Genomic DNA, 16787 nt, shown 5'->3' with positions numbered 1-16787 from the left:
TCGTTCGTACGCCACACTGTTGCCTTTGGCAACCAGTCGAACGTGTTAAGAAGGGGCCCCGCCTCTACCGGATGCGTTAAGAAGGGGCCCCGCCTTGCAGGTCGTGGAGAGTGTGCTGTGTGACGTGCGCGAGGGCGCGCACCGGGGCGTCGTCGTCGACTCGCCGCCGGGGGCGGGCAAGAGCACGCTCGTGGTGCGCGCCGCCGCCGAGCTGGCCGTCACCGGGGACCCGCTGATGATCGTGGCGCAGACCAACGAGCAGGTCGACGACCTCATCGACCGGCTCGCCCGGCGGGCGCCCGAGCTGCGGATCGGCCGGCTCTCCGCGACCGACTACCGGCCCAGCGAGCGGGTCACCGGCCACGGGACGGTCCGGGTCGCGGCGAAGGTCGCCGACCTCGGCGGCCCGGCCGTCACCATCGGTACGGCGGCCAAGTGGGCCACCGTGCCCGAGGGCTCCTGGCCGTGGGCGATCGTGGACGAGGCGTACCAGATGCGGGCGGACGCGCTGCTGCGCGTGGCCGGCCGGTTCGAGCGGGCGCTGTTCGTCGGCGACCCCGGGCAGCTCGACCCGTTCTCCGCCGTCGAGACCGCCCGCTGGACCGGCCTGACCTGGGACCCGATGCAGTCGGCGGTGGCCACGCTGCTGCGGCACAACCCGGACCTGCCGGTGCACCGGCTCCCGGTGTCGTGGCGGCTGCCGGCCTCCGCCGCGCCCGTGGTGTCCGCCGCGTTCTACCCGTTCACCGGGTTCCGGGCCGGCACCGGCCCGACCGACCGGGCGCTGACGTTCGCCGGGGCCGGTCCGGGTGACGCCTACGACGCCTCGGTCGAGCTGGCCGCCGCGACCGGCTGGGCGTTGCACGAGCTGCCGGCGCGACACACCGTGCGTACCGACGCCGAGGCCGCCACGGCCTGCGCGGAGCTGGCGCTGCGGGTGCTGGCCCGCGGCGCGGTCGCGGCCAGCGAGGCGGCGCCTGGCGGCGCGCCGGTGACCGCGGACCGGATCGCCGTCGGCGCCGCGCACCGCGACCAGGTCGCGGCCATCCGGTCCCGGCTGGGCACGGCCGGCGCGGGCGTCACTGTGGACACCGCCAACCGGCTCCAGGGCCGGGAGTACGACGTGACGATCGTGCTGCACCCGCTCTCCGGCCGGCGCGACGCGACCGCGTTCCACCTGGAGTCGGGGCGGCTGTGCGTGCTGGCGTCCCGGCACCGGCACGCCTGCGTGGTGGTGGCCCGCGCCGGCATCGGCGAGCTGCTCGACGCGTATCCGTCGACCGATCGGGTGCACTTGGACGTGCCGGTGAAGTTCCCGGACGGGTGGGAGGCCAACCAGACCGTGCTCACCCACCTCGACGCGCACCGGGCCTGAGTACGCGCACCCGGGTACGCGCACGGGTCGGAAACGACGGGCGGGCCGGCCGGGCGGTCCGTTCGGATCTTCCGGCGGGGGCGGGCGGTGGGCAGGATGGCCGGGTGCATCCTTACGACCCGTACCAACAGCAGCCGCCGTATGCCGCGTACTACCCGCCGCAGCCGGAGGAGGACGGGATCAACTGGTCGACAATCCTCTGGGTCGCGGTGCCGGCGCTGCTGGTGATCCTGTGCTGTGCCGGGTGCGTGGTCTCCGGGTTCGCCGGGGCGTTCATGGAGGGCTTCCAGGAGGGCTACTCGTCGTCGTAGACCGACGGGCCGCCCCTCGACGCGTGCGGCTGGCGGTGGTGCGTTAGACAGGGCGCATGACCTTGAGCGTGCTGCCCTGGCTGGGCGGGGCCCTGGTGGCGGTGGCCGCCGGGTTCCTCGCCACGGTGCTGCCCCGGCGCCGCGAGCGTGACCGGGGCCGGCGGGTCGCCTGGTCGTCGGCGCGGGCGGCGATCCACGACGCCACCGTCAGCCGGGACGCGGCCACCACGGCGGTGCCCGAGGCGGACCGGTTGCTGGCCCGCGCCGAGCTGCTCGCCGCCGCGCGCGACGGCGGCGCGGACGCGGCGCGGGAGGCGACCGCGCACGCGCGTCGCGCCGACGAGCTGTGGCGGGCCGGCCGATGAGGGTACGCCGGGAGCTGCTGCGCTGGACCCTGCTGGCCGTGGCGGCGGCGGTGCTGGCGGTGTTCCTGGTGGCGCAGCGGCAGAGCGTCGACGTCAGCTACGGGCGTTCGCCGTCGTCCGCCTCGCTGCCGGAGGAGGGTGCCGCCGGGGAGCTGAGCGACGCGACGGTTCCCTCGGTGGCGGAGATGACCGCGCTGGTCGCGGCCGATCCGGTGGTGCGCCTGCCCGGCGCGGTCGCGCGCTGGGACGAGGCCCGGGTTCGGGCCGCCATCGGCGGTGACGACACCCGCATCCTGGTCGCCCCACCGGGGCTGGACGAGGCGGAACGGCGGCGGGTCAAGGACGTCGAGAACGCCGCGATCCGGATCGTCGGCACCGAGGTCAGCGGCGGGTTCTACGTGGCCACGGCGGACGACCTGCCGGGCTGGCGGGCGCAGTTCGCCACCGGTGACGTCACCGGGCAGGTGCTCGCGCTGCTCGCCGGGCTCCGCAAGCAGCCGTCCCCGCCGGACCGCGACGACCTGCGCTGGCGGGAGCCGACCACCGCCGAGTTGGCCCCGGTGACCGCCGCGCTGCGGGCCACCGGCCGGTACGTCGGGGCCGGTGCCACGCTGCCCCGGCTGCCGGAGCGGAGCGCCGGGGACGCGTTCCCGGACGGGGCCTGGTTCGTGGTGCTGCCGGCCCAGCCGTACGGGGCGCCGCTGCCGGCGTACGGGCCGGCGTTGCACCGGCTCGCCCCGGACCGGCCGGTGGTGGTGATGTACGGCGGCTGGATCGAGTACCACGGTCCGGCCGCGGCGGACTTCGCCGAGGTGGCCGGCGCCAGCTTCTACGCGCAGTACGGCGGCCGGCTCAGCCGCTACGCCTATCCGCAGCTCAACGTGCTCGGCGCGTACCTGGCCCGGGTCACCGACGTGCGGTACGCGGGGCTGTTCGACAGGCCGCTGCCGTACCGGCCGTTCGACCCGCTGCGGGTGGCGTTGCCGGCGCTGCCGTGGCTCTTCGCCGGCTGCGTGGCCGGCTTCGTGGTGCTGTCGATCCGCACCGTGCGCGGCGCCGGTCGGGGCCGGCCGGACGATGTCGGGCCGGGCGGCACGCCAGCACGGCTGGCCGGGCTCTCCGCGCTGGCCGTGGAGCTTTCCCTGCTCACCGACGCGCGCAGCGACCCGGCGCTGGTGCGGGGGGTCGGCCGGCTGCGCGCCGCCCGGGACGCGCTCGACGACGGACTGCCCGACCGGCACGCACGCGGCCTGCTGGCGGACGCGGCGGCCGAGCTGGACGGCGTGGCCCGGGACGTGCGGATGCCCGGCTACCGGCCGGACGTCTACCTGCGCGGGAGGCTGTCGTGACCGGCACCGAGCGGCGGCGGGCCGGGACCGAGCGGCGGCGGGCCGGAACCGCGCGTCGGAAAGTCGGAACCGCGCGTCGGCAGTCCGGGACCGCGCGCGGGCGGGCCGGGATTGCGCGTCGGCCGGTGGGCACCGTGCGTCGGCTGCTGGGCCGGCTGGTCGGGACCGCGTTCGGCCGGGCGGTGCTGGCCTGCCTGGTGCTGGCCGGCTGGGCGCTGTGGACCGGCGGCCTGTTCGACGGGCCGGCCGCCCGGCAGGTACGCGCCTCGTCGGTCTACGCGGCGCCCGGCGTGGAGCTGGACCGGGCCGCCGCCGAACGGGTCATCGGCAACCGCCGGCTGGTGGTGCTGATGATGCGGCCCGGTACCGACCTGTCCGAGGCGTGCGACGACACCGAACGGGCCACCCGGGGCACGCTGGTGCTGGCGATGAGCCGGGACGGCGACGACTGGGACACGTACGGCTGTTCCCGCCTCGGCGGCGACAGTCCGCGCGACGTCGGCCGGTCCGTGGTGGTGGAGACCGTGATCGGCCAGGGCGCGGACGCGTTCGTGGACCGGCCGGTCGAGGCGCTGAAGGTGATCGTGCTCAACTACGACCGGCTGGTCCGCACCGGCCTGGTGCCGGACGGCGCTCGGACCATCAGCCCGTCGTTGCCCCGCTACCTGCTGGCCGGCGGCGCGCTCGGCGGCGTGGTGGCCGGCGCGGCGGTGCTCTGGTTCGGTGGCCGGCGGGCCGGCCGGCTGGCCGACGCGCGGCGGGCCGGGCGGGACGCGCGCGCCGACGAGCGGGCCGCGTTGGGCGCCGCGACCGCCGTGCTCGCCCAGCAGATCATCGACCTGGACCGGGCCGGCGGGCCGGGCGGGTCGGCGTACCGGCGGCTGGCCGGCGACTACGTCGGGCTGCTCGACGAGGTGTCCGGATCGGACGCCGGGGACCCGGCGGTGGGCCGGCTGCGGGAGCGGGTGGACGAGTTGAGCCGGCGGGCGGCGGAGCTGGCGGACGACGCGGCGGTCGCTGGCGCTCCACAGTCGGCGCGGACGCGCGGACGGGGCCGGCGGTGACCCGCCGGCCCCGTCCCCGGAGCGTCGTCAGCGCCCGGCGGCGACCACCGTGGCGGCCGGCCAGCTGTCGCTGAAGATCTGGGCGGGCGTGGCGCTGCGGGCGGCGAAGCCGAACAGCGAGTCGACCCGGGCGGCCTCGGTGGAGCTGGGGTACGGGTTGGTGCAGCTGGTGCCGGCGCTGCCGCCGGACATCAGGATGGCGCAGTTGCCGTTGTAGTTGTCCGGCAGGCCGAGGATGTGGCCGATCTCGTGCGTCATGATGCGCAGCGGCGAGTACTGCTGGGCCTGGTTGTAGTCGATGACCACGCGACCGTTGCCGAGGCTGGTGCGCTGGGCGTACGACCCGCCGCCGTAGGTGTAGTAGATCATCAGGTTCGACCCGCACTGGGCCATGTTGATGTTGTTGGTGTAGTTGTTCCAGATCGACGCCGCCTGCACCGCCGTGCTGGCGAACGGGCCGGCCTGGCTGGTGTTGTAGCAGACGTTGCGGATCGCGGCGGAGGCCGGTGCCGGGTTGACGGCGACCGCGCCCAGCGCCGTCAGCGTCACGGCCGCGAGGGTGGCGAGGATCCGGGACAGCTTCGGCGTACGCATGGTTCACACTCCTGGGGGATGGGGGGTGTGCGGACGCCGACAGCCTATCGATACAGATCGATCGATATCAAGGTCTGTCAGGTGGCGGCGTGCGGATCGGCCGCGTTCAGCTCGGCGACCACCCGGTCGTACTCGCCACGCGCCGCCGCGTGCCGGAGGAACTTCACGCGCTCGACCTGGATCTCCGTGGCGTCCGGCTGCGCCTCCAGCAACGCCACCACCTCGGCCACGAACTCGTCCAGCGGCATGGCGAACTCGCTGCTCTCCTGCCCGGGCAGCAACCCGGTCCGCACCGCCGGCGGCACCAGCTCCACCACCCGTACGCCGGTCTCGGCGAGCTGGAGCCGGATCGACTCGCTGAGCATGTGGATCGCGGCCTTGGACGCGTTGTAGCTCGGGGTGACCCGCAGCGGCACGAACGCCAGGCCGGACGAGACGGTCACGATGGTGGCGTTTCCGCGCTGCCGCAGGTGCTCGACGAACGCGCCGATCAGCCGGATCGGGCCGAGCACGTTGGTGGTGATCACCTCCTCGGCCGAGGCGAGGAACGTCTCGGGTGAGCGCCAGTCCTCGATCCGCATCACGCCGGCCATGGCCACCACGACGTTGAGGTCCGGGTGCCGGGCCAGCACCGTCTTCGCCGCCGCCGTGACGTCCGCCGGGTCGGTCGTGTCGATCGGCACGGTGTCCAGGCCCGGGTGGGTCGCGGCGATCTCGTCGAGCAGTTCGGTACGCCGGCCGCCGACGATCACCGTGTTGCCCCGGTCCCGCAGGGCGAGCGCCAGCGCCAGGCCGATCCCGCTGGTGGCGCCCGGAATGAAGATGGTGTTCCCGGAGATGTCCATGCCGCCAGCATGGCCGGTCGGTGGTGGCCGGGGCAGAGTTCCGTGATCGGGGGATCCCGGATCCCTGGTTCGCGTCGCCCGGCGGCGGATACTCGGATCATGGACCGGATCGCCCTGGCCGACTTCCTCCGCCGCCGCCGCGAGGCGCTGCGCCCCGGTGACGTCGGGCTGCCGCCGGGGGCCCGGCGGCGGGCCCCCGGCCTGCGGCGGGAGGAGGTCGCCGCGCTCGCCGCCATGTCCACCGACTACTACACCCGGCTGGAGCAGCGGCGCGGCCCGCAGCCCAGCCCGAACCTGCTCGCCGGGCTGGCCCGGGCGCTGCGGTTGACCGGCGACGAACGCGACTACCTGTTCCGGGTGGCCGGGCACAGCCCGCCCGAGGCGGTCTCCACCGCCACCCACGTCGCGCCGGCGCTGCTGCGGGTGCTGGACCGGCTGGCGGACACGCCGGCGCTGATCCTGTCGAACCTGGGGGAGACGCTGGAGCAGAACCGGTTGGCCGCCGCGCTGCTCGGCGAGCGGACCGGCCACACCGGGCCGGCCCGTAGCGGGATCTTCAGGTGGTTCACCGACCCGGCCGAGCGGGCCCGCTACCCGGTCGACGACCACGACCGGCAGAGCCGTGCGCAGGTCGCCAACCTGCGTGCCGCGTACGGGCAGATGGGTCCCCGCTCCCGCGCCGGTGAGCTGGTCCGGGTGCTGCGCGCGGCCAGCGACGAGTTCGCCGGGTTGTGGGAGCGGCACGAGGTGGCGCAGCGCTACGCCGACCACAAGACGCTGATCCACCCGGAACTCGGCCCGATCAAGCTGGACTGCCAGGTGCTGTTCACCGAGGACCAGTCCCAGGCGCTGCTCGTGCTCACCGCGCCGCCGCGCAGCGAGGGCGCGGAGAAGCTGCGACTGCTCGCCGTGCTCGGGCACGAGCGTTTCCCAGCGTGAACCGGGCACAGGAACGGCTATTCACGCCGCCGGGAATCCCCGGTTTTGGTGTCAACCTCCCGTCACGCAGGGTGTTCTGCTGATCTCTTCCGGTCGATAGCGTCGGGCCACTGGCCGCCGACGAAGGGCCGAGAATGGACAACGACAGACATCCGCTCGACCGCAGGCGACTCCTCGCCGGCGCGGCGGCGGCCTCGACGCTCACCCTGACCGGCCTGGCCGTCGCGCCCACCCCCGGCGCCGCCGCGGCCCCGGCCGGCGCCGGCACGCCGCTGGTGACCCGGGACCGGATCGCGACCGCCGCGTTGCGCGCGCCCGACGGCTCCGCGCCGGCGGTCCGGATCCGGGCCGACTTCTCCGACCGGCTCGCCGCCTGGCTGGCGTTCTGGTCGGCGAACTCCCCCCGCGCCTGGAGCGCGCCGACGCAGGTGGTCGCCCGGGTCGCGCCGGCCGGCGACGCGCTGGACCTGCACGCGGTCCGCTACCGCCGCGACGACGAGCCGCGGGCCGGCTTCACCGCCGCCCGGCGGGACGCCACGCACCTGGCCACACTGGCCAGCCTGCACCACCACTTCCCGAGCGTGCGCGTCCGGCCGGACGGGACGATCCGGATCGGCGACGGGCCCGCCGGCTTCACCGGCACGCCGGAACAGGTCGCCTTCGCGGTCGCCGCCTGCCGTGGGCTGTGGGGCGACGCGGCGGCCACCGCCGACCGCTGGCGGGAGCACGCCGGCCGGGTCCTCGCCCGCGTCGGCCGGCCCGCCGACGCCGGCTCGCACGCCGGCTGGGCGGCCTTCACCCGGACCAGCCTGCGTCGCGGGCTGGGCACCGAATCGTACGAGTGACCGGAGGAGACAGATGGCCCGCAACGAGTTCCGCTTCGTGGTCGACGGCGTCGACCTGACACCCGACCAGCAGACCCTGATCGCCGGCGAGATCCAGAAGGCCGGCCTGGCCGCGCTGCGTACCGCCAACGCCAAGCTCGTCAACCCGCTCACCCTCGGCCACGGCAACATTCGGCTGCGGCCCGAGTGGTACGGCCTCTGGGTGCTCGACGGCGAGCTCGCGCAGGACCTGGGCCAGAAGATCAACGACATCGGGTTCTGGATCCAGCGGTGACCGACGCCGCCCGATCGGCCGGCCCGCCGGAGCGGATGTGCCCGAGCACGCCGGCGTCCAACGCCACCGTGTTCCTCGGCATGATCACACCGGCGGGCCGGGTGGCCTACGTGACGCCGGCCGTGCCGGCCGAGGTGGCGCTCGCCGGGGCCGACGACTCCGACGGGCCGATCGAGTCCCGGGTCCGGCTCGCCGGGCCCTGCGTCACCTCGTCCTGCGGCTTCTGGACCGGCTCGCACTGCGGCCTGGGCGCCCGGATGGCCGCCTCGTACGCCGAGACCGCCCCGCCGGCCGAGGAGACGCTGCCGAGGTGCGCGATCCGGCGTACCTGCCGGTGGTTCGCCGAGCAGGGGCCGGCCGCGTGCCCGGCCTGCTCGCACGTGGTCACCGACGCACGGTGAACCCGGGTCCGCCGCCTTGACCCGACGGCGCACCCTGGATCCGACAGGCGACCTGAAGGAGGAAACCATGCGCTGGCTCATCATCGGTCTCGCTCTCGTCGCGGTCCTGGTGGCCCTGGCGTCCTGGCGTCGGCTGCGCCGGCAGCCGGACGGCGCGGACGGTCAGGTCCGTGACCTGGCGGCCTCGGCCGAGGCACGCCGCCGGCTCGACGACCACCGGAACCCGACGGACGGCAGCAACCTGCGGAGCACCGGAGGCGGCAGCCTCTGACGCCTCCGGGCCGGTCGTCCGCCGCCGATGTCGGACCGGTCGACTAGCGTCGAGAGGTCATGGAGCCGCGGTTCGGCGAGGGGATCATCGGGCGGGAGCACCCGGCCGGGTTGCTGCGTGCCGAGGTGGCCCGCGTCGTCGACAGTCACGGCGGCCCCGTCCTGGACCGGGTGGCCTACGTGACGCGGGTGGCTGCTTGACCCGGCAACGCACAGCCGCTGATCCTCGCGGCCGTGTCGTTCGCCCCGCTGCCGGGGCAGTCAGCCGGCGGACACCTGGTGTGACCCGTCGCGGACACGGCGGTAGCGCTCGTAGATCACGCGGGAGCTGAACGTCTTGGTCTCGACCAGGTTCAGCCGGATGTCGGCGGTGACCGGCGGCAGGTACGGCGTGCCGCCACCCACCACGACCGGACACCGGTACATGCGCAGCTCGTCGACGAGGCCGAGCTCGATCGCGGCCCCGGCCAGCACAGTGCCGCCGATCGAGACGGGCTTGTCGGTCGAGTCCAGCGCCATGGCGATCTCCTCGGCCACCGACGCCTTGGCGAGCCGGGCGTTGCCCTGGACGTCATCGAGCGTACGGCTGAAGACGACCTTCGGCAGGTCGCGCCAGATGTCGGCGAACGCGGCCCCGATCTCGGTCTCGCGCATCGCCGGATCCGTCTCCCACACCAGCATGTTCTCGTAGAGCCGGCGGCCCAGCAGGTAGCCGCCGAGCTGGCCCACCTCCGCGTGGTGGAAGCGGATCAGCTCGTCATCGGGGCCCGCCCAGTCGAACGAGCCCGCGCGGTCGGCGACGAAGCCGTCGACCGAGACGCTCATCGAGTACATCAGCACAGATTCTCTCCTTCTCCGGTCGTATCTGGACCACAGCCTGACACACCGGGACGATGTTCTGGCGCCTTGACCGCGGCGTCGCCGCCTGTCGGACCGGTCGACTAGCGTCGGGAGGTCATGGAGCCGCGGTTCGGCGAGGGGATCATCGGGCGGGGGCACCCGGCCGGGTTGCTGCGCGCCGAGGTGGCCCGCGTCGTCGACAGTCACGGCGGCCTCGTCCTGGTCACCGGCGAGCCGGGCATCGGCAAGACCACCCTGGTCTCGGCCGCCGCCGACGAGGCCCGCCGACGCGGGGCGCTGGTGCTCGGCGCCGCCTGTTGGGACTCCGACACCGCCCCCGACTACTGGCCCTGGGTGCAGGTGCTGCGCCGGCTGGCCCGGGCCACCGGCGACGCCGCGCCCGCCAGGGAGGCCGCCGACGCCGGGCTGGCGGCCCTGCTCGGCGAGCGCGCCGCCGACGACGACCCGGTCGAGCCGGGTGACGACGGCGGTCGGGACGAGTTCGCCCGGCACGACGCGGTGACCGGCGCGCTGGTCGCGGTCGCCCAGCACCGGCCGGTCGTGGTGGTCCTCGACGACCTGCACTGGGCCGACCCGGCGTCGTTGCGGCTGCTCCGGTTCGCCACCCAGCACACCTGGTTCGAGCGGCTACTGGTGATCGGCACCTACCGCGACGCCGAGGTGGAGGCCGACGACCACCGGCTGCGCCCGCTGCTGCTGCCGTTGGCCGCGAAGGCCACCACCGTCACGCTGACCGGCCTGGGCCGCGACGAGGTGGCCGCGCTGATCCGCCGCACCGCCGGTAGGGAACCGGGCGCGGCGCTCGTCGACGAGGTGCACCGCCGCACCGGGGGCAACCCGTTCTTCGTCGAGCAGACCGCCCGGCTCTGGCACACCGACGGCCTGGCCGACACCATCGCCCCCGGCGTACGCGAGGCGGTGCGGCGCCGGCTCGACCAACTACCCGCCCCGGTGGTCGAGGCGCTGACCGTGGCCGCCGTGCTGGGGCGCGAGTTCCACCGGATGACGCTGGCCGCCTGCGTGCCCGCTCCGGCCGCGCCGCTCGACCGGCTGCTCGACCGGGCCGCCGCCGCCCGGCTGGTGCTGTCCCGCGGCGGTGGCCGGTTCGCCTTCGTGCACGATCTGGTTCGGGAGACGCTCTACGACGGGCTGTCCGAGCATGAGCGGCACGCCCGGCACGCCGCCGTGGTCCGGGCCGTCGACCGCGCCGACGACGCGCTCGCCGGCCGGCCCATCGCCGCCGACCTGGCCCGCCACGCCTGGCTCGCGGGCCCCGAGCTGGATCCGGTACGCGCCGGTGACCTGCTGCTGGCCGCCGCGCGCGACGCCAGCGGCCGGCTGGCCGTGGAGGAGTCGGTGCGGCACTTCCGGCGCGCGCTGAGCCGCACCGACGAGCCGGTCCGGCGGGTCCGGGTGCTGTTGGAGCTGGCCGGGTTGCTGCACCACGCCGGCACGCCGGGCGAGGCCGAGCAGTTGCTCGTCGACGCCGCCGCGCTGGCCCGGGGGCTGGCTGAGCCGGCCGTGCTGGCCCGGGTGGCGCTCACCGTCCACAGCCAGCACTCGGCCACCCGGCGTCGGCTCGACGCCGACGCGCTGGTGCGGGAGGCGTACCAGCGGTTGATCGGCCCGCCCGAGCCGGAGCGGTCGACACGTGCCCTGGTCACCGACCTGATCACCGCGACCGAGACGCTCGCCCGGCACGGCCGGGACGACGAGGCGCTCACGTTCAGCCTGTGGGCCCGCCACGACACCACCTGGGGGCTCGGCACGGCCGAGGAGCGGGCGGTGGTCACCGCCGAGATCCGCGAGGTGGCCCGCCGCGGCGGCGACCGGGACACCGAGCTGTGGGCCACGTCGCTGCGCTGGGTGGCGCTGCTGGAGCTGGGTGACCCGGCGTACCGGGACGAGCTGGCCGCGTTCGTCGCCGGCTGCCGGGCGGGCGACGTGGCCCGGCAACGGATGGCGGCGGCCGTGGACAGCGGCATCATCGCCGCCTTCCGGGGCGACTTCGCCGCCGCCGACGCGTGCTACGCCGAGATGGACGGTTACGGCGAGTGGGAGCACTCCGACCACGCCTTCATGGCCCACCACCTGCGCTGGTCCCTGCTCCTGCTGCGCGGGCGGCTCGCCGAGGCCGAGGCCGTGCTCGACCGGCCCGGCGCGGCCAACCATCCGCAGGTGGAGCTGCTGCGGGCGATCACCGCCGCCGAGCGCGGCGACGCGGACACCGTGCTCCGGCTGGTCGGCGGCATCGAGGCCGCCGACACGGCGTACCCCCGGCCGGTGTCGGCGCTGTGGCTGCGGCTGCGGGCCCAGGCGGCGGCCGTGGACGGCGACCCCCGCCGCTGCGCCGAGGCCCGGGCGGCCCTGGCGCCGCACCGCGGACGGTGGATGGTCGCGCTGTTCGGCTGCGACATCGGCGGCCCGGTCGACCACTGGCTGGCCACCGTGGACGCGGCGGAACGGCGGTGGGACGACGCGGTCGCCGGCTACGCGGCGGCCCGGGCCGCCGCCGACCGCCTGGGCGCCCGCCCCTGGTCGGTGCTCGGCCGGGCCGGGCTGGTCACCGCGCTCGCCGGGCGTGGCGGGCCGGGTGACGCGGCCGAGGCGGCCCGGCTGCGGGCCGGGACGGTGGCCGAGGCGCGGGAGTTGGGCATGGTCCAGGTGGTCGAGCGGCTCACCGCGGCCGACCGGCCGGCCGGCCCGCGGGCGGCCGACCTCGACGTGGACGTGCCGACGTCGCGGGCCGACCGGGCCGCGCCGGTCGGATCCACCACGGCGGCCAGGTCGGGTGTCGCTCGGGGCGGCCTGGGAGGTGGGCCCGGCATGAGCGGTTGGGCCGCCATGACGGTCGGTGCGGGCCCGCGCGGCCGACCCGGTTCCACGGCCGGCGACGGCCCTGACGCGGAGGTGCACGGCGCGGCCATGCCCGAGTTCCGCCTCGACGGTCCGGTGTGGCGGCTCGCCTACGCCGGCGTGGTGGTGCACCTGCCCGACGCCAAGGGCCTGCACGACCTGCGGCTGCTGCTGAGCCGGCCCGGTGTGGACGTGCGCGCGGTCGAGCTGCTCGACCCGGCGGCCGGTGCGGAACTGGTCGCCGCCCGCCGCCTCGGCGCCGACCCGGTGCTCGACGACGAGGCGAAAGCGCGCTACCGGCAGCACCTGCGGCGGCTCGACGACGAGATCGACCGGGCGGCGCTGCGCGACGACGCGCGGCGGCAGGCGGCCCTGGACGCCGAGCGCGCGGCGCTGCTCGACCAGTTGCGCGCCGCCGCCGGGCTGGCCGGGCGCAGCCGCCGCCTCGGCGACCAGGCCGAGCGGGCGCGCAAGGCGGTGACCGGCCGCATCCGGGACACGCTGCGCCGGATCGAGCAGCGGCACCCGGTGCTCGCCGCCCACCTGCGCGAGTCGGTCACCACCGGCGGCACCTGCCGGTACCTGCCGGCCGAGCCGGTGCGCTGGCGACTCTGACCGCCGCCCCGGCACCCGCCGATCTTGGGCTCGCACCGCTGGCCCGCATGCCGAGGCGGGGCGGCCGGGTCAGCGGCGGTTGTAGCGGCGCATGGTCAGCGTGCCGAACACCACCACGAACCCGGCGCTCCACAGCAGCAGCCACATGGTGTTCGTGGCGTCCGTGGCGCCGGCCATCGCGGCCCGGACCGAGGCGACCAGGTGGGTCACCGGGTTGACCTTGACGAACGCCTGCAACCAGCCCGGCATGGTGGCCGGCTCGACGAACACGTTGCTCAGGAACGTCAACGGGAACAGCACCATCATGCTGACGCCCATCACCGACTTCTCGCTGCGCAGCACCAGGCCGAAGAACGTCCACACCCAGGAGAACGCGAACGAGAAGACCACCAGCAGGCCGATGCCGGCCAGCACGCCGAGCAGCCCGCCGTCGGGACGGAAACCGAGCACCAGCCCGACGGCCAGGATGACCACCGCGGCCAGGATGTACCGCAGCACGTCGCCGAAGATCATGCCGACCAGCGCCGCCGGCCGCCACACCGGCAGCGTCCGGATCCGGTCGAAGACGCCCTTCTCGATGTCGTTGTTCAACCCGACCCCGGTGTACATGGTGATCATCACGACGCTGGTGACCATGATGCCGGGCAGGAAGAACTGGAGGTACGCCCGTGGGCTGTCGGCGAGCGCGCCGCCGAACAGGTACGTGAACATCAGCACCATGATGATCGGGAACGCGGTCACGTCGAACAACTGCTCCGGCACGTGCTTGATCTTCAGCACGGCCCGCCAGCCGAACGTCAGCGACGCCGACAGCGGCCCCGGTGGCGCCGGCCGCTGCCCGGGGGCGAGCACGGTGGCCAACGCCTCGGTGGAGGGCACGTAGACGGACGGGGCCCGCCCGGTGGTGGTCGCGGTGTCGCTCATCGGGCCGCCTCCAGCTCGTCGTGCCGGTCGTCCGCCGCGCCGGCCGGGTGGTCGGTCAGGGCCAGGAACACCTCGTCCAGGCTGGGCTGGCCGAGGGAGAAGTCGTCCACCACGATGCCGGCCCGGGCCAGCTCGCCGAGCGCCCGGGCGGCCTGCTCACCGGCCTCCAGGTCGGTGCCGTCCTCGCCGACCCGGGCGGTCAACGCCACCGGGTCGGCGGCGAGCTGCACCGGCACGTTCAACGTCGTCCGCAGCACCCGCTCGGCCCGGGGCCGCTGCCCGGCGTCGCGCAGTCGCACGTGGACGGTGCCCGACCCGACCGACGACTTCAGCTCGCCCGGGGTGCCCTCCGCGATCACCCGGCCGTGGTCGACCACCGCGATCCGGCCGGCGAGCTGGTCCGCCTCGTCCAGGTACTGCGTGGTCAGCAGGACCGTGGTGCCGTGCGCCACCACCGCCCGGACGATCTCCCACACCTGGTTGCGGCTGCGCGGGTCCAGCCCGGTGGTCGGCTCGTCCAGGAACAGCAGGTCCGGCGTGTTCAGGATGCTCGCCGCGATGTCGATGCGTCGCCGCATCCCGCCGGAGTACTTCTTCACCTGCCGGCCGGCGGCCTCGGTCAGCCCGAACGCGGCGAGCAGCGCCTCGGCCCGCTCCCGCGCCGCCGGGCGGCCCAGCCCGAGCAGCCGGCCCAGCAGGACCAGGTTCTCCGCGCCGGTGAGGTCCTCGTCGAGCGAGGCGTACTGGCCGGTCAGGCTCATCCGGGCGCGGACCGCGTCGGCCTCGGTGACCACGTCGTGGCCGAAGACCCGGGCGGTGCCGCCGTCCGGACGCAGCAGCGTCGCCAGCACGCGTACGGCGGTGGTCTTGCCGGCGCCGTTGGGCCCGAGCATCCCGTAGACGGCGCCGGCGGGGACCCGCAGGTCCAGACCGTCGAGCGCCCGGGTCGAGCCGAACGACCGGGTCAGGCCGTCGGCCTCGACGGCCAGCCCGGTGTTCCGGTTACTCATGATCACTACCTCTCTCCAAGGATGGTTCCCCGCAGGCGTACGGGCGGACCGTCCGACCCTCGCGCACGCCGGACGCCACCCCGCACGTCCTGCCCGACCCCGCGTGCCGGCCGACTCCCACTCGTCGTACGCGAAGTCGATCGCCTGTTCAACGAGGCCGGCGAGCAGCGGTTGTACTTCGGCGTGACCACGACGAACGTGTCCGCCACCGGCCGCCCTCCCCACACTGCCGGCCTCGACCGGTAGGCGCCAGACGGCCCGCCAGATCGGATCTGGCGGGCCGTCTCGTCGGGGGTGTCTGGTCGAATCGGTGGATGACCGAGGTACGCATCCTCCGCTGGAGCACCGAAGACCTGGCGTTGCTGCGGGCGCTGAACAGCCCCGAGGTGCGGGCGCACACCGGCGGCCCGGAGACCGACGAGCAGGTGCGCGCCCGTCACGAGCGCTACGTGCGCGGGCCGGGCCCGCGCAGCGGGACCATGTTCGCGGTGGTCACGCCGGACGGGACGAAGGTGGGCAGCGTCGGCTTCTGGCCGCGTGACTGGCGCGACGAGCCGGTGTACGAGATGGGTTGGGCGGTGCTCCCGGCCCACCAGGGGCGAGGGCTGGCGACGGCGGCGGTGCGTGCGGTGGTGGCGGCCGCCTCGGCGGTGGGCGACCGGCGCTTCGCGCACGCGTACCCGTCGGTGGACAACCCGGCGTCGAACGCGGTGTGCCGCCGGGCCGGGTTCACGCTGCTCGGCCCGACGGAGTTCGAATACCCGCCGGGGCACCTGATGCGCTCGAACGACTGGCGCATCGACCTGACGCGCTGACCCGGCCGGCCGGTCAGTACGCCGCGTCCAGGCGCGTCCGCTGCTCGGCGGTCAGCTCCAGGTCCACCGCGGCCAGGGCCTCCTCCAACTGGGCCACCGAGGAGAAACCAACAAGCGGGATCGCCGGCACGTCGCCGCCCATCAGCCAGGCCAGCACCACCTGGTTGACGGTGGCACCGGTCTCGGCGGCCACCGCGCGCAGCGCCGCCAGCCGGGCCGGCGTGCCGGGCAGCGCGTACGCCTCGTCGAGCCGCTCCGGCTTCGCGTACGCGCCCTTGAGCAGCGGGGAGTACGCGACCAGGGTGAGCCGCGGCTCGGCCCGCAGGTAGCTGACCAGGTCGGGGCCGGCCCAGCCGATCTGGCCGTCCGGGTCCAGTTCGCTCGGCAGGTCCACCCGGGGCGGCAGGTAGCTGCGGTGGTACTGGAGCACGTCGTAGCCGGGCAGCCCGGCCGCCGCCGCGAGGGCCCGGGCCCGCTCGACCCGCCAGGCGCGGTGGTTGCTCACGCCCAGCAGCCCGACCGTGCCCTCGGCGACCAGCTCCGCGAAGCCCTCCACCGTCTCGCGCAGCGGCACGGTCCGGTCCTCGATGTGGGCGTAGAGCAGGTCGATCCGGTCGACCCCGAGCCGTTCCCGGCTGCGTTCGGCGGACTCGCGGATCACCTTGGCGGACAGTCCCTCCCGGTTGTCCCGGTAGCTGGTGCCGGGCGCGAGCGGGCGGGCGCCGAGCTTGGTGGCGAACACGATCTCGGCGCCGATCCCGCGGCTGCGCCGCCAGCGGCCGAGGAGCGTCTCGCTCTCGCCGCCCTGGCCGCCGTTCTGCCAGAAGGCGTAGTTGTTCGAGGTGTCGACGAACGTTCCGCCGGCCTCGACGTACCGGTCGAGGATGGCGTAGGAGGTGGCCTCGTCGGTGGCGGTGCCGAACAGCATCGCGCCGAGGCTGAGCACGCTGACCTCGCGGTGGGTGGCCGGATCGGTGCCGATGGTGCGGTGACGCATGTCTGGGTCCTCCCCGTCGGAGCGTTTCCGCCACCCTGCCCCTTCGAGTGCGCGCGAAGTCAAACCCCGGCTGACGA

The 16787-nt window shown here is 75.1% G+C and carries 19 protein-coding genes; 13 read left to right on the top strand and 6 right to left on the bottom strand.

Annotated elements, in window-relative coordinates; all coding sequences use genetic code 11:
• Window positions 1–94: 94 nt before the first annotated feature.
• From ACZ6O5_RS09295 to ACZ6O5_RS09275, 5 genes are all read left to right on the top strand, one after another.
• Window positions 95–1375: an AAA domain-containing protein gene (locus ACZ6O5_RS09295; RefSeq protein WP_465975722.1), complete on the top strand. Its 1281-nt coding sequence runs from the start codon at window positions 95–97 to the stop codon at window positions 1373–1375.
• 104 nt (window positions 1376–1479) lie between these two features.
• Window positions 1480–1686: a hypothetical protein gene (locus ACZ6O5_RS09290; protein ID WP_465975720.1), complete on the top strand. Its 207-nt coding sequence runs from the start codon at window positions 1480–1482 to the stop codon at window positions 1684–1686.
• 56 nt (window positions 1687–1742) lie between these two features.
• Entirely contained in the window at window positions 1743–2051 is a 309-nt protein-coding gene (locus tag ACZ6O5_RS09285) for a DUF6403 family protein (protein ID WP_465975718.1), read from the top strand.
• Window positions 2048–3400 (top strand): hypothetical protein, encoded by a 1353-nt coding sequence (locus ACZ6O5_RS09280; RefSeq protein ID WP_465975716.1) that lies wholly within the window; start codon window positions 2048–2050, stop codon window positions 3398–3400. The genes ACZ6O5_RS09285 and ACZ6O5_RS09280 overlap by 4 nt, the downstream gene beginning before the upstream one ends.
• A 125-nt stretch (window positions 3401–3525) precedes the next feature.
• Window positions 3526–4464 carry a hypothetical protein gene (locus ACZ6O5_RS09275; RefSeq protein WP_465975715.1) on the top strand — a complete coding sequence of 313 codons (939 nt, stop codon included), beginning with the start codon at window positions 3526–3528 and terminating at the stop codon, window positions 4462–4464.
• A 27-nt stretch (window positions 4465–4491) separates the two neighbouring features.
• Here ACZ6O5_RS09275 and ACZ6O5_RS09270 read toward each other — a convergent pair whose 3' ends face one another.
• Both ACZ6O5_RS09270 and ACZ6O5_RS09265 read right to left on the bottom strand, forming a co-directional pair.
• Window positions 4492–5058 carry a snapalysin family zinc-dependent metalloprotease gene (locus ACZ6O5_RS09270; RefSeq protein WP_281936213.1) on the bottom strand — a complete coding sequence of 189 codons (567 nt, stop codon included), beginning with the start codon at window positions 5056–5058 and terminating at the stop codon, window positions 4492–4494.
• A 77-nt stretch (window positions 5059–5135) separates the two neighbouring features.
• Entirely contained in the window at window positions 5136–5903 is a 768-nt protein-coding gene (locus ACZ6O5_RS09265; RefSeq protein ID WP_465975713.1) for an SDR family oxidoreductase, read from the bottom strand.
• Window positions 5904–6002: 99 nt separating this feature from the next.
• Here ACZ6O5_RS09265 and ACZ6O5_RS09260 point away from each other — a divergent pair, with 99 nt between their 5' ends.
• From ACZ6O5_RS09260 to ACZ6O5_RS09235, 6 genes are all read left to right on the top strand, one after another.
• The gene (locus tag ACZ6O5_RS09260; protein ID WP_465975711.1) at window positions 6003–6842 is read left to right on the top strand and encodes a helix-turn-helix transcriptional regulator; all 840 of its coding nucleotides are present in this window, start codon (window positions 6003–6005) and stop codon (window positions 6840–6842) included.
• 134 nt (window positions 6843–6976) lie between these two features.
• Window positions 6977–7687 carry a hypothetical protein gene (locus ACZ6O5_RS09255; protein ID WP_465975709.1) on the top strand — a complete coding sequence of 237 codons (711 nt, stop codon included), beginning with the start codon at window positions 6977–6979 and terminating at the stop codon, window positions 7685–7687.
• A gap of 13 nt (window positions 7688–7700) precedes the next feature.
• Window positions 7701–7961: a hypothetical protein gene (locus ACZ6O5_RS09250; RefSeq protein WP_405092634.1), complete on the top strand. Its 261-nt coding sequence runs from the start codon at window positions 7701–7703 to the stop codon at window positions 7959–7961.
• The gene (locus tag ACZ6O5_RS09245; RefSeq protein ID WP_465975707.1) at window positions 7958–8362 is read left to right on the top strand and encodes a hypothetical protein; all 405 of its coding nucleotides are present in this window, start codon (window positions 7958–7960) and stop codon (window positions 8360–8362) included. The genes ACZ6O5_RS09250 and ACZ6O5_RS09245 overlap by 4 nt, the downstream gene beginning before the upstream one ends.
• Window positions 8363–8429: 67 nt before the next feature.
• Window positions 8430–8633 (top strand): hypothetical protein, encoded by a 204-nt coding sequence (locus ACZ6O5_RS09240; protein ID WP_465975705.1) that lies wholly within the window; start codon window positions 8430–8432, stop codon window positions 8631–8633.
• Between the two features lie 59 nt (window positions 8634–8692).
• On the top strand, window positions 8693–8833 hold the full coding sequence (locus ACZ6O5_RS09235) for a hypothetical protein (RefSeq protein WP_465975703.1): 141 nt from the start codon (window positions 8693–8695) through the stop codon (window positions 8831–8833).
• A 60-nt stretch (window positions 8834–8893) separates the two neighbouring features.
• On the opposite strand, the gene ACZ6O5_RS09230 is transcribed toward ACZ6O5_RS09235, so the two are convergent.
• Window positions 8894–9466 (bottom strand): dihydrofolate reductase family protein, encoded by a 573-nt coding sequence (locus tag ACZ6O5_RS09230; protein WP_465975915.1) that lies wholly within the window; start codon window positions 9464–9466, stop codon window positions 8894–8896.
• 123 nt (window positions 9467–9589) lie between these two features.
• On the opposite strand from ACZ6O5_RS09230, the gene ACZ6O5_RS09225 reads away from it, so the two are divergent.
• The gene (locus ACZ6O5_RS09225; protein WP_465975702.1) at window positions 9590–12964 is read left to right on the top strand and encodes an ATP-binding protein; all 3375 of its coding nucleotides are present in this window, start codon (window positions 9590–9592) and stop codon (window positions 12962–12964) included.
• A gap of 69 nt (window positions 12965–13033) precedes the next feature.
• On the opposite strand, the gene ACZ6O5_RS09220 is transcribed toward ACZ6O5_RS09225, so the two are convergent.
• Window positions 13034–13888, bottom strand: a complete 855-nt coding sequence (locus tag ACZ6O5_RS09220; protein WP_465975700.1) for an ABC transporter permease — start codon at window positions 13886–13888, stop codon at window positions 13034–13036.
• Window positions 13885–14898 carry an ATP-binding cassette domain-containing protein gene (locus ACZ6O5_RS09215; protein WP_465975698.1) on the bottom strand — a complete coding sequence of 338 codons (1014 nt, stop codon included), beginning with the start codon at window positions 14896–14898 and terminating at the stop codon, window positions 13885–13887. The genes ACZ6O5_RS09220 and ACZ6O5_RS09215 overlap by 4 nt, the downstream gene beginning before the upstream one ends.
• A gap of 314 nt (window positions 14899–15212) precedes the next feature.
• Here ACZ6O5_RS09215 and ACZ6O5_RS09210 point away from each other — a divergent pair, with 314 nt between their 5' ends.
• Window positions 15213–15713, top strand: a complete 501-nt coding sequence (locus ACZ6O5_RS09210; protein ID WP_465975696.1) for a GNAT family N-acetyltransferase — start codon at window positions 15213–15215, stop codon at window positions 15711–15713.
• A gap of 13 nt (window positions 15714–15726) precedes the next feature.
• On the opposite strand, the gene ACZ6O5_RS09205 is transcribed toward ACZ6O5_RS09210, so the two are convergent.
• A complete protein-coding gene (locus ACZ6O5_RS09205) occupies window positions 15727–16710 on the bottom strand; it encodes an aldo/keto reductase (RefSeq protein WP_465975694.1) in 984 nt (327 codons plus the stop codon).
• Window positions 16711–16787: the final 77 nt, after the last annotated feature.

Source organism: Micromonospora sp. NPDC049201, from assembly GCF_055586805.1.
Note: the sequence above shows the minus strand (reverse complement) of the source record. Positions and strands in the feature narration are given on the sequence as shown.

Excerpts from the sequence above, each read along its gene's own strand:
- ACZ6O5_RS09285 (WP_465975718.1), top strand. The coding sequence starts at position 1,743 with ATGACCTTGAGCGTGCTGCCCTGGCTGGGCGGGGCCCTGGTGGCGGTG.
- ACZ6O5_RS09280 (WP_465975716.1), top strand. The coding sequence starts at position 2,048 with ATGAGGGTACGCCGGGAGCTGCTGCGCTGGACCCTGCTGGCCGTGGCG.
- ACZ6O5_RS09270 (WP_281936213.1), bottom strand. The coding sequence starts at position 5,058 with ATGCGTACGCCGAAGCTGTCCCGGATCCTCGCCACCCTCGCGGCCGTG.
- ACZ6O5_RS09265 (WP_465975713.1), bottom strand. The coding sequence starts at position 5,903 with ATGGACATCTCCGGGAACACCATCTTCATTCCGGGCGCCACCAGCGGG.
- ACZ6O5_RS09260 (WP_465975711.1), top strand. The coding sequence starts at position 6,003 with ATGGACCGGATCGCCCTGGCCGACTTCCTCCGCCGCCGCCGCGAGGCG.
- ACZ6O5_RS09255 (WP_465975709.1), top strand. The coding sequence starts at position 6,977 with ATGGACAACGACAGACATCCGCTCGACCGCAGGCGACTCCTCGCCGGC.
- ACZ6O5_RS09250 (WP_405092634.1), top strand. The coding sequence starts at position 7,701 with ATGGCCCGCAACGAGTTCCGCTTCGTGGTCGACGGCGTCGACCTGACA.
- ACZ6O5_RS09240 (WP_465975705.1), top strand. The coding sequence starts at position 8,430 with ATGCGCTGGCTCATCATCGGTCTCGCTCTCGTCGCGGTCCTGGTGGCC.
- ACZ6O5_RS09235 (WP_465975703.1), top strand. The coding sequence starts at position 8,693 with ATGGAGCCGCGGTTCGGCGAGGGGATCATCGGGCGGGAGCACCCGGCC.
- ACZ6O5_RS09230 (WP_465975915.1), bottom strand. The coding sequence starts at position 9,466 with ATGTACTCGATGAGCGTCTCGGTCGACGGCTTCGTCGCCGACCGCGCG.
- ACZ6O5_RS09225 (WP_465975702.1), top strand. The coding sequence starts at position 9,590 with ATGGAGCCGCGGTTCGGCGAGGGGATCATCGGGCGGGGGCACCCGGCC.
- ACZ6O5_RS09220 (WP_465975700.1), bottom strand. The coding sequence starts at position 13,888 with ATGAGCGACACCGCGACCACCACCGGGCGGGCCCCGTCCGTCTACGTG.
- ACZ6O5_RS09215 (WP_465975698.1), bottom strand. The coding sequence starts at position 14,898 with ATGAGTAACCGGAACACCGGGCTGGCCGTCGAGGCCGACGGCCTGACC.
- ACZ6O5_RS09210 (WP_465975696.1), top strand. The coding sequence starts at position 15,213 with ATGACCGAGGTACGCATCCTCCGCTGGAGCACCGAAGACCTGGCGTTG.
- ACZ6O5_RS09205 (WP_465975694.1), bottom strand. The coding sequence starts at position 16,710 with ATGCGTCACCGCACCATCGGCACCGATCCGGCCACCCACCGCGAGGTC.